Origin of the sequence: Nocardiopsis endophytica (assembly GCF_027706725.1) — a bacterium.
Lineage (GTDB): Bacteria > Actinomycetota > Actinomycetes > Streptosporangiales > Streptosporangiaceae > Nocardiopsis_A > Nocardiopsis_A endophytica.
Map to the genome: position 1 here is coordinate 18515 of NZ_JAQFWQ010000096.1, position 8541 is coordinate 27055.

6 protein-coding genes and 1 riboswitch are annotated in these 8541 nt (G+C 75.5%); of the genes, 2 read left to right on the forward strand and 4 right to left on the reverse strand.

From position 1 onward, the window contains the following. Positions 1 to 84: 84 nt before the first annotated feature. Genes O4J56_RS25005 through O4J56_RS25015 form a run of 3 tightly spaced genes read right to left on the reverse strand, consistent with a single transcriptional unit; the run spans position 85 to position 3121 of the window. The gene (locus O4J56_RS25005) at positions 85 to 858 is read right to left on the reverse strand and encodes an ABC transporter ATP-binding protein (RefSeq protein ID WP_270689140.1); all 774 of its coding nucleotides are present in this window, start codon (positions 856 to 858) and stop codon (positions 85 to 87) included. Beyond that, a complete protein-coding gene (locus O4J56_RS25010; protein ID WP_270689141.1) occupies positions 855 to 1973 on the reverse strand; it encodes a FecCD family ABC transporter permease in 1119 nt (372 codons plus the stop codon). The genes O4J56_RS25005 and O4J56_RS25010 overlap by 4 nt, the downstream gene beginning before the upstream one ends. Further along, positions 1970 to 3121, reverse strand: coding sequence for an ABC transporter substrate-binding protein (locus O4J56_RS25015; RefSeq protein WP_408639168.1), 1152 nt, complete (start codon positions 3119 to 3121; stop codon positions 1970 to 1972). The genes O4J56_RS25010 and O4J56_RS25015 overlap by 4 nt, the downstream gene beginning before the upstream one ends. 67 nt (positions 3122 to 3188) lie before the next feature. After that, positions 3189 to 3374: riboswitch (cobalamin riboswitch) on the reverse strand. Between the two features lie 278 nt (positions 3375 to 3652). On the opposite strand from O4J56_RS25015, the gene O4J56_RS25020 reads away from it, so the two are divergent. Beyond that, on the forward strand, positions 3653 to 5533 hold the full coding sequence (locus O4J56_RS25020) for a carbohydrate-binding module family 20 domain-containing protein (RefSeq protein WP_270689143.1): 1881 nt from the start codon (positions 3653 to 3655) through the stop codon (positions 5531 to 5533). Between the two features lie 279 nt (positions 5534 to 5812). Here O4J56_RS25020 and O4J56_RS25025 read toward each other — a convergent pair whose 3' ends face one another. After that, positions 5813 to 6178: an ArsR/SmtB family transcription factor gene (locus O4J56_RS25025; protein WP_270689144.1), complete on the reverse strand. Its 366-nt coding sequence runs from the start codon at positions 6176 to 6178 to the stop codon at positions 5813 to 5815. Between the two features lie 120 nt (positions 6179 to 6298). Between O4J56_RS25025 and O4J56_RS25030 the strand changes: the two genes are divergently transcribed. Continuing rightward, complete coding sequence (locus O4J56_RS25030) at positions 6299 to 8296, forward strand: heavy metal translocating P-type ATPase (RefSeq protein ID WP_270689145.1); 1998 nt, start codon at positions 6299 to 6301, stop codon at positions 8294 to 8296. Positions 8297 to 8541: the final 245 nt, after the last annotated feature.

The following is an 8541-nucleotide window of genomic DNA, read 5'->3' on the forward strand; positions in this document are numbered from 1 at the left end:
GGGAATCCGGAGGCCCCCGGGCGCCTCCGTGACTCCGTTGCGGTTTCCGGTCCAACGGGATCCTCCGGCGTCCGAGGACTCCGATCATGCGGGCGCTCCCGGGATGAAGCGTACGGACGGCCTCCCTTCCGGGCCGCGGGGTTCCACCTCGGACCGCACGCCGTACACGTCGGCGATCAGCTCCTCGGTGATCACCTCGCCCGGTGGGCCCGCGGCCACCGGGCGGCCCTCCTTGAGGACCAGCAGGCCGTCGCAGAACATCGCCGCCAGGTTCAGGTCGTGCAGCGCCACCACCGCGGTCACCTCCAGACGCGCCACCAGGTCCAGCACCTCCAGCCGGTGGGCGATGTCCAGGTGGTTGGTCGGCTCGTCCAGCAGCAGCTCGCGCGGCTCCTGCGCGAGGGCCCGCGCGATCTGGGCGCGCTGGCGCTCCCCGCCCGACAGCGTGCGCCACAGTTCCCCGGCCCTGTCGGCCAGTCCGACCCGATCCAGGGCGCGGGCGACCGCGTCGTCGTCGGCCCGGGACGCCGACGGCCACCCGCTCCGGTGCGGGATCCGGCCGAGTCCCGCCACCTCGGCGACCGTCAGGTCGGTCTCGGCCGAGGCGTCCTGCTCGACCACCGCGATGCGGCGCGCCGCCTCCCTGCGCCCCACGCGCGGCATCGGCACACCGTCGAGCTCCACCACGCCGGACGCCGCGGGCCGCAGCCCGGCCAGCAGCCGCAGCAGGGACGACTTCCCCGACCCGTTGGGCCCCAGGAGGCCGGTGACGGACCCCGGTTCGGGGGCGAGGCTCACCCCGTCGACGACCAGCCGTCCGCCGACCGCCCACGACACCTCACGCGCGACCAGGCTCACCGGGCACCTCCCATCGGCGTGTGCCGAGACCGGCCCAGCGCCCGGTCCGGCCCCGCGGGCGAGCGCCCGACCCGTGTGCCGAGCCCGACGCGGCGCTCCTGCGCGCGCGGTCGGCCCCGATAGAGGATGAACATGAACGCGGGCACTCCGATCAGCGACGTCACCACCCCCACGGGAAGTTCCTGCGGGGCGAACGCGGTGCGGGCCAGCGTGTCGACCCACACCAGGAAGACCGCGCCGGCCAGCGCGCTCGCGGGCAGCACGCGCACGTGGCCCGGACCGGTCAGGGCCCGGACGGCGTGCGGCAGGACCAGGCCCACGAAGCCGATCGCCCCGGCGGCGCTGACCAGGCACGCGGTCAGGAGCGCGGTGGCGGTCAGCAGCACCAGCCGCGCCCGCCCCACGGCCACCCCCAGCGCGGCCGCCGCGTCCTCCCCGAACGCGAACGCGTCCAGCTCCCGCGCGCGCGACACCGCCACGGCGACGACGGCCACCAAGGCGAGGGCGGAGGGCCACACATCACCCCACCGCGCGCCCCCGAGCGACCCGAGCAGCCAGAACAGCACCCCGCGCGTCTGCTCGGCGTCCGCGGACGAGAACACGATGACGGAGGTGAGCGCCGAGAAGAGCTGCATCACGGCCACACCCGACAGCACCACCTTGGCGGTCGTGCCCCCGGACAACCGGCTGAGCAGGAGCACGGCGGCGAACGACACGCACGCGCCGGCGAACGCGCCTCCCGACAGCGTCAGCAGCCCGCCTCCGGCCCCCAGGACGACGACGAGGACCGCGCCGGTCGACGCGCCCGACGACACCCCCAGCACGAACGGGTCGGCCAGCGGGTTGCGCAGCAGCGACTGCAGCACCGCGCCGCACACCGCGAGCCCGGCCCCGCACACGGCGGCGAGCAGCGCGCGCGGCAGGCGCAGGTCCCACACGATGCCCTCGCGGATCGGCGTCAGGCCCGACGGCGGGCCGCCGATCCGGGACCAGGCCACGGCCGCCGCCTCGGACACGGTGATCCCCGCCGGGCCGACGGTCGCCGCGACGGCGACCGACAGCGCCAGGACGGCGATCCCGAGGGCCGCCGCGGCGGCGCCCCTGGCCGCCCTCACGGCGACGGGGAGGCGGACGCGGACGGCTCGGCGGCGTCGGACGACAGCGCTTCGGCGACCTGCTCGATGCCCTCCACCGTCCGGATCGACGGGTTCATCGCCGCGCCGCTCACGACGATGTAGCGCTCCTCCCGCACCGCCTCCATCTCCTTGGTGACCGGGTCGCTCTCCAGGAAGGCGATCTTGTCCCCGGCGCTCTCCGCGGTCTGCGCCTCCCGGGTCAGGTCGCCGAGCACCAGGTGGTCGGGGTCGCGGTCGGCGACCGTCTCCCAGGAGACCTGGGGCCACTCGTCGGCGGTGTCGTCGAGGGCGTTCTCCGCGCCGACGGCCCCGGTGATGATCCCGGGGGCGCCGCAGCACCCGGCCATGTAGGGCGACCGGGAGTCGGAGAACCAGTACATGAGCGTCACACCGTCGGCGTCGGCCTTGTCGGCGGCCGCCTCCACCCGGTCCTGGAGCCGGCCGACCAGCTCCTCGCCGCGCCCCTGGACGCCGAACAGGGCGGCGAGCTCGCGGATCTCCCGGTAGACGGTGTCCATCTCCAGCGGCCGCTCACGGGACCCGTCGCCGCCCGAGGAGTTGTCCTTGCCCTCGCAGTCGGAGGGGGAGAGGTAGGTGGGCACGCCCAGCTCCTCGAAGTCGTCCCGCTCGGCCACGCCGCCGGTGCCCAGGGTCGAGGCGAACGACGCGGCGACGAAGTCGGGCTCGGCGCCGAGGACGCTCTCGAAGGAGGGCAGGTTCTCGGCCAGCCGCGGTACCTTCGCCTCTTCGTCCTCCAGCCCCTCCATGACAGGGTCGGTCCACTTGGCCGTGCCGACCATGCGGTCGGCCAGTCCGAGGGAGAGCAGGATCTCGGTGGTGCCCTGGTCGAGGGAGACCGCCCGCTGCGGCGGGGCGGACACCTCGACCTGCCTGCCGCAGTTCTCGACGGCCCCGGCAGAGCCGGGGGCCGCGGCGCCCGGCTCCGCCCCGCCCGGGCCGGGGGCGCACCCGGAGAGGACGAGGGCGGCCGCCGCCAGGGCGGCCGAGGCGGGTACGCGCGGTCGGCGCGCGGCGCCGGTTCGACGGGCGGCGCCGGGCCGGAGGCGCGCGAACGGGGACGGGCGGATGGGCGGGCGGGGGCGTCCCGCCGGGCGTGCAGTCGCCACGGAGGCCTTTCCGTGCGTGGGGCCCATGCGCGGGGCCTGCGGACACGTGCTTCCGGACCGCCGGGGCGGCGGCCGTCGGAGTCGGCCGGGTCTTCGGACTCGGGTTCGTCCGGACGGGGCGCCTTCCCGGGACGCGTGCGCGTCCCAGTGGCGTCGTGCCCCGTCCGTCCCCCTCACCGCTGCGCGTCAGTCCCGGATTCGCACCGGGTTCCCTGTACACCCCCGCGGGGGCGGCCGACGGCTCGAAACGCTAGCAGCAGGGTGCCGTCGCGCCGGCGGCGAGGTGCGGTCCGCGCGGCTCGACGGGGTCGGGAAAGCGGGCGCAAGAACTTGCAGGCCGTGGCGGGAGAGGGTGCGGCCGAGGGCATCGTGGGCGTGTGAGGCCGTTCACAACACCGCGGATTGCTGCTATGTTGCAGCGCACACTGAAAGTTCTTGCGTAATTAGCAAGAACCTTACGTGGGCGGCGCGCCTCTCCGGTGGGGCGCGGCCGCCTGCTCCCCCCGCACCCCCGCACCCGAGGAGAGCTCCATGCCCCTCACCCTCCGAAGAACCCTGGCCGCGGCCGCGGCGCTGCTGATCGGCGGCGCCCTCATGGCCGCGTTCGTCCTGCGCTCCGAGCCCGGCGGCGCGCCTGCCGCGACCCCCGCCGCGGCGACCGCGGCCTCCGCCGCCGCCCCCGACGACGGCGGCCCCGTCGTCCACCTCTTCCAATGGCGCTGGGAGTCGGTCGCCCAGGAATGCGAGGACTTTCTGGGCCCCAACGGCTACGCCGCCGTCCAGGTCTCCCCGCCGCAGGAGCACGTCGTCCTGGAAGGCGAGGGCTACCCCTGGTGGCAGGACTACCAGCCGGTCAGCTACCGCCTCGACCAGACCCGGCGCGGGACCGCCGCCGACTTCCAGGACATGGTCGACCGCTGCCGCGGCGCCGGCGTGCGGATCTACGTCGACGCGGTCGTCAACCACATGACCGGCACCGGCTCGGTCGGCTCCGGCCCGGGCAGCGCCGGGACCGAGTACGAGAAGTACGCCTACCCCGACCTGTTCGGCGACGGCGCCTCCGGCTACTCCGAGCAGGACTTCAACACCGCCGAATGCGGCCGCGACATCGAGGACTGGAACGACCCCTGGGAGGTGCGCACCTGCGAGCTCCTCGGGCTGAGCGACCTGGCGACCGGCGACGCCTACGTCCGCGAGACCCTGACCGCCTACCTGTCCTCGCTCGTCGAGATGGGCGTGGCCGGGTTCCGGATCGACGCCGCCAAGCACATGCCGCCCGAGGACCTGCAGGCCGTCGTGGGCGGGCTGCCCGGCACCGTGCCCGGGTGGGACGAGCCGCCCTACGTCTTCCAGGAGGTCATCGCCGACTCGGCCATCGGCGAGGACGAGTACACCGGCATCGGCGACGTGACCGAGTTCGACTACCAGCGCGGGATCGGCCACGCCTTCGCCGACGGCGACCTGCAGGCCGCCAAGGGCGTGGGGGACGGCGCGCTGGAGTCCGACAGCGCGGTGGCCTTCGTCGTCAACCACGACACCCAGCGCAACGAGCCCACCCTCACGCACCGCACCGACCGGGACCGCTACGACCTGGCGCAGGCGTTCCTGCTGGCGCACGGCTACGGCACGCCCAAGGTGATGTCGAGCTACGACTACACAGCGAACGACCAGGGGCCGCCCATGTCGGGCGACGGCACGACCGCGGCCACCGACTGCTCGCAGGAGGCCTGGGTGTGCGAGCACCGGGCGCTCAACGCCATGCCGACCTTCGCCAACGCGACGGCGGGCGAGGCGGTCTCCTGGCTCGACGACGGTTCTCAGCGGGGCCGGGCGGCGCTGGAGCGCGGGTCCGCGGGCTTCGCGGCGTTCAATGCGACCGGGGAGGAGTGGGCCGCCGGGTTCAGTACCTCCCTGCCCGACGGGACTTACTGCGACGTGGCGTCCGGGACGTTCGCCGACGGCGCCTGCGACGGTGCGACCGTGCAGGTCGAGGGCGGTTCCGTGGACGTGGCGGTCCCCGCCGAGGGGGCGGTCGCCCTGCACGTCGGCGCGATGGTGGAGGGCGACGGCTCCGGCGACGACGGGTCCGGCGACCCGGGGGAGTGCTCGACGGTGGAGGCCGCCTTCGCTCCGAGGGTCGAGACGGACTACGGGCAGACCGTGTACGTCGCCGGATCCATCGACGAGCTGGGCGGATGGGACCCGGACGGGGCGCTGGAGCTGGCGACCGGCGAGTCCGTGTACCCGGTGTGGCAGGGGACGGTCGGCCTGCCGCCCGGTGCGGAGTTCGAGTTCAAGTACATCAAGAAGGACCCGGACGGCACGGTGACCTGGGAGTCCGGCGAGAACCGCAGGGGCACGGCCTCGGGCGGCGGATGCTCGACCGAGTTCACCGGCGACTGGCGCGGCTGACGCGGTAGCGGAGCCCTGAGCCGGACGGGCGGCCCGGCCCCGAGGGGGCCGGGCCGCCTCGCCGATGACGGCGGGCCTTGGCCGCTGGTCGGGACTCCGAAGGCGGGGAGGGCCGGGTTTCGGATCCGGCGGGCACGCCGGGGCGTGGTGGTGTGACCACCTGATCCCTGCTGAGGCGACCGCTTCACCACGCCGGATGTCCGGCCCGATGTTCGGAAGGGGCCTCCGGCGGCAAGGCACAGACCGGGACCGCCGAAGGCCGGAGAACTCCCTGCGCCGCTACGCCTCTTCGCCGGGGCGGTCGGGCAGGCCCAGGCGCAGGTGTTCGACGTGGTTCAGCGCCTGGTCGATGAGTTGGGCCACGTGGTGGTCGTAGAGCGTGTACACCACCGACCGCCCCTTGCGCTCGCCGGTCACCAATCCCAGGTTGCGCAGCAGCCGGAGCTGGTGTGAGCAGGCCGACTGCGTCATGCCCACCGCGTCGGCCAGCTCGGTGGCGGGCAGCGGCCCCTCCCGCAGTCGGGACAGGATCAGCAGGCGGGACGGGGTGCCCAGGGCCTGCAGGGTGGCGGCCACCTTCTCGGCGGCGGCCGCGTCCAGGGCGGGTCTGGCCGCGGGGGCGGGGGTTGCGAGTTCGTGGCCCATACCGCCATCCTACTTCTATGAACTAATGAAGACTTGTTCATATGTTCCTGTATAGTGGCGCCCCGACCGACCGCGGCGCCCTGCCCGGCCCGCTCCGCCCCGACCGCACGAGGCCCGACGATGCCTTCGACCTCCGCCCCGACCGCGCCCGAACCGGCGGCCCAGCTCGCCGCCGCGCCGCGCCGCCACCGCACCCGCCTGCTGGAACTGCCCGAAGTGCGCTGGGCCGCCGCCGCGCTCGCGGTGTTCCTCACCGCCCTGCCGCTCGACCTGCTCGGCGGCCCGCCCCTGCTCACAGGCCTGCTCTACGCCGCCGTCTACGCGCTGGGAGGCTGGGAGCCCGCCCTGGCCGGCCTCAAGGCCCTCAAGGAGCGCACCCTCGACGTCGACCTGCTCATGGTGGTCGCCGCGCTCGGCGCCGCCGCCGTGGGCCAGGCCGGGGACGGCGCCCTGCTCATCGTCATCTTCGCCGTCTCCGGCGCCCTGGAGGCGGTGGCGACCGCCCGCACCGAGGACTCGGTGCGCGGGCTGCTCGACCTCGCCCCCGCCACCGCCACCCGCCTGGGGGACGACGGGCGGGAGGAGGTCGTCGCCGCCGAGGACCTGGCCGTGGGCGACACGGTCCTGGTCCGCCCCGGTGAGGCGGTCGGCGCGGACGGGCGCGTCATCGACGGCCGCAGCGAGGTCGACCAGGCCACCATCACCGGCGAGCCGCTGCCCGCCGACAAGGCGCCCGGCGACGAGGTCTACGCCGGGACCCTCAACGGGTCCGGCGCGCTGACCGTCCGCGTGGAGCGCGAGGCCGGGGACGCCGTCGTCGCCCGCATCGCCGCCATGGTCGAGGAGGCCTCCCGGACCACCTCGCCCACCCACCGCTTCATCGAGCGCATCGAGCAGCGCTACAGCATCGGCATGGTCGCCGCCACGATCGCGGTGTTCGCGGTGCCGCTGGCCTTCGGCTCCGAGCTGGACGCCGCGCTCCTGCGCGCGATGACCTTCATGATCGTCGCCTCGCCGTGCGCGGTGGTGCTGTCGACCATGCCGCCCCTGCTGGCGTCGATCGCCAACGCCGGGCGCCACGGCGTGCTCGTCAAGTCGGCCGAGGCCCTGGAGCGCCTGGCCGCCGCCGACGCGGTCGCGCTCGACAAGACCGGCACGCTCACCGAAGGGGCGCCGCGCGTGGCGGACGTGCTCCCGCTCGGCGGAGAGGACCGGGCGTCGCTGCTCGCCCTCGCGGCCGCCGCCGAACGCCCCAGTGAGCACCCGATCGCCCGCGCCGTGGTCGCGGCGGCCCGGGAGGAGGGGCTGGAGCCCGCCGAGGCGCGCGACTTCTCCTCCGTCCCGGGGGAGGGGGTGCGGGCCGTCGTCGGCGGCGACCGGGTGGCCGTGGGAAGCCCCGCCCGGCTGCTCGGCCGGGCGGACGGCGGTCCCGGCACTGTCACCGCCGACGACGCGCACGAGCGTGCGCGCGAGGAGGCCGAGAGACTGGAGGCGCAGGGCCGGACCGCCGTGGTCGTGCTCCGCGGCGACCGCCCCGCCGGGGTGCTGGGCCTGGCCGACCGGATGCGCGACGGCGCCGCCGCGGCCGTGGCGGCCCTGGCCGCCCGCACCGGGCGGCCGCCGGTGCTGCTCACCGGGGACGCCCCGGCCGCGGCGCGGCGCACGGCCGAGGAGGCCGGGATCACCGAGGTCGAGGCCGGGCTGCTGCCCGAGGACAAGGTGGCCCGGGTGCGGGCGATGGAGGACGCCGGCGCCCGCGTCATGATGATCGGCGACGGGGTGAACGACGCGCCCGCACTGGCGGCGGCCCACACGGCCGTGGCCATGGGGCGGTCGGGCTCGGACCTGTCCCGGCGCACGGCCGACGCCGTGGTGGTCCGCGACGAGCTGGAGGCCGTCGCCACGGCGGCGTCGCTGGCCCGCCGGGCGCGCCGCCTGGTGGTGCAGAACCTCGTGATCGCGGGGGTGTTCATCACCGCCCTGGTGGCGTGGGACCTCTTCGGCCACCTGCCCATGCCCCTGGCGGTGGCGGGCCATGAAGGGTCGACCGTCATCGTGGCCCTGAACGGCCTGCGCCTCCTCGGCGAGGGGGCCTGGAGGAAGGCGGCGACGATGTAGCAGAGGGCGGCGACGAACGTCGGCGGCCCTCGCGGCAGCGCCGTCGGCCGCGCCGCGCGCGGGCGGTCACCGGAGTCGGCAGCGACGGCGACAGCGGGGCGGTTCCCCGGCCCCGCCCGCCGTCCGGCGGGCCGCAGGCGGTCCGGGCAGGCGACGCGACCGGGTGGGCGCCAAGCCCACCCGCGCCCCTCGGTGCCCTCGTTGCTCTCGGGAAAACCGCCCCTACCGGGGCGGTTTTTGCGTCG

Bases quoted from the DNA above. Each gene is read 5' to 3' on its own strand.
- O4J56_RS25020 (WP_270689143.1), top strand. From the start codon at position 3,653: ATGCCCCTCACCCTCCGAAGAACCCTGGCCGCGGCCGCGGCGCTGCTG.
- O4J56_RS25030 (WP_270689145.1), top strand. From the start codon at position 6,299: ATGCCTTCGACCTCCGCCCCGACCGCGCCCGAACCGGCGGCCCAGCTC.
- O4J56_RS25025 (WP_270689144.1), bottom strand. From the start codon at position 6,178: ATGGGCCACGAACTCGCAACCCCCGCCCCCGCGGCCAGACCCGCCCTG.